The organism is Streptomyces chryseus, assembly GCF_014650755.1.
Lineage (GTDB): Bacteria > Actinomycetota > Actinomycetes > Streptomycetales > Streptomycetaceae > Streptomyces > Streptomyces chryseus.
Genome location: NZ_BMVO01000066.1, coordinates 1 through 1,944 on the forward strand (window position 1 = coordinate 1; position 1,944 = coordinate 1,944).

Here is a 1,944-nt window from a genome sequence, read left to right on the forward strand (position 1 = left end):
AGAACGCCTTGCACCGGCCATCCACCGCCAACCCACGCTGCCGCGAAAACTCCACAAAGAGACCGGGAGCGGCCATCACCGTCACGCCACCCGCGAGCGCCAGGTCGCACTCGCCCCGGCGGAGCGCCTGCACCGCCAGATGCAACGACACCAACGACGACGAACACGCCGTGTCCACCGACACCGCAGGACCCTCAAGCCCCAGCGCGTACGAAATACGGCCCGACGCCACACTCACCGAATTGCCGGTCAGCAGATAGCCCCCGTAGCCCTGCTCGTCCCCGTCCTGCGCGTCACCGTCCTGCGCATCCTCATAGAGGCGGGGGCCGTACTCCTGAGACATGGCGCCGACGTAGACACCGGTGCGGCTGCCGCGCAGGGTGCGGGGGTCGATCCCCGCACCCTCCACCGCCTCCCACGACGTCTCCAACAGCAACCGCTGCTGCGGATCCATCGCCACCGCCTCACGCGGCGAAATCCCGAAGAACGCGGCATCGAACTCCCCCGCCCCGTGCAGGAAACCCCCCTCCCGCACATACGACCTACCAGGGGTTCCGGGCTCCGGGTCGTACAACCCCGCGACATCCCAGCCCCGGTCCACCGGAAACCCCGACACCGCATCCGTCTCCGATGCCACCAGATCCCACAGGTCCTCCGCGGAACCCACCCCACCCGGGAACCGGCACCCCATCCCCACAATGGCGATCGGCTCGGTATCGGCGACCGGGGTGACGGGGAGGACGGTCTGCGGTGCAGGAACCGTCTCGGCATCGCCGTTGAGCTGGGCTCGAACATGGCGGGCAAGGGCGAGCGGCGTGGGGTGGTCGAACGCCACGGAGCTGGGGAGCCGAAGACCGGTCGCGGTGTTCAGCCGGTTCCGCAACTCCACGCTGGTGAGCGACTCGAAGCCCTGCTCCTTGAACGTGCGCTCCGCCGCGATGTCACCGGCAGTCCCGCGACCGAGGGCAGCAGCCGCGTATGCCCGTACGGCCTCCAGCAGCGTCCGCTCCTGCTCCCCCGTGCTGAGCCCGATGAGCCGGCGGTGCAGCGGGGCGTCCGGCGTCTTTGTTACTGCCTCGGGTGCGGTCGGCTGTTCCTCTGTGGTGTCGAACCAGTGGGGGATGCGTTGGAAGGGGTATGTCGGCAGATCGACCCGGCGGGTGGCGAGCCCGTGTGAGGTGTACGCGGCCTCCCAATCGACGTCGATGCCTCGTACGAACGCCTCTGCCATCGAGGTCCACACCCGGTGCAGGCTGCCGTCGTCCCTGCGGAGGGTTCCTCCCACCACGGCGTTCTCGGCCGAGCTGCGGTCCGCAAGGTCCTGCACGCCCATCGTCAGCACCGGATGGGCACTGACCTCGATGAACACCCCGTGCCCGTCGCCCAGAAGCAGATCCACCGCCTCCGCGAAACACACCCGCTTCCGCAGATTCCGGTACCAGTACCCACCATCCAGCCGCACCGCCCGGCCCGGCTCCACCGTGGACCAGAACGGAACCAGCGGCTCCCGGGCCTCCACCGCACCCAGCAACTCCGCCAGTTCCTCTTCGATCTTCTCCACCTGAGAGGAGTGCGAGGCGTAGTCCACCGGAATACGGCGGACCCGCACACCCTCCCGCTCACACATCTCCACGAACTCATCCACGGCCCCGACCGCACCCGAAACCACGGTCGCCGAGGGCCCATTCACCGCAGCAACACCCAACACCCCCGACCAGGCAGCCAGACGCTCTTCGACTTCCTGGGCCGGCAGGGCTACGGACACCATCCCACCGCCACCCGCCAACACCCGGCCGATCGCCTGCGAACGCAGCGCCACCACCCGCGCCCCGTCCTCCAACGACAACCCACCCGCCACCACCGCAGCAGCGATCTCGCCCTGCGAGTGACCCACCACCGCATCCGGCACCACACCCGCGCTCGCCCACACCTCCGCGAGCGAGA

At 69.0% G+C, this 1,944-nt stretch carries 1 protein-coding gene; it reads right to left on the bottom strand.

The window, feature by feature from the left end; all coding sequences use genetic code 11:
* The coding region (locus tag IE185_RS33570; RefSeq protein WP_229843864.1) for a beta-ketoacyl synthase N-terminal-like domain-containing protein at window positions 1-1,944 on the bottom strand (1,944 nt) is incomplete at both ends.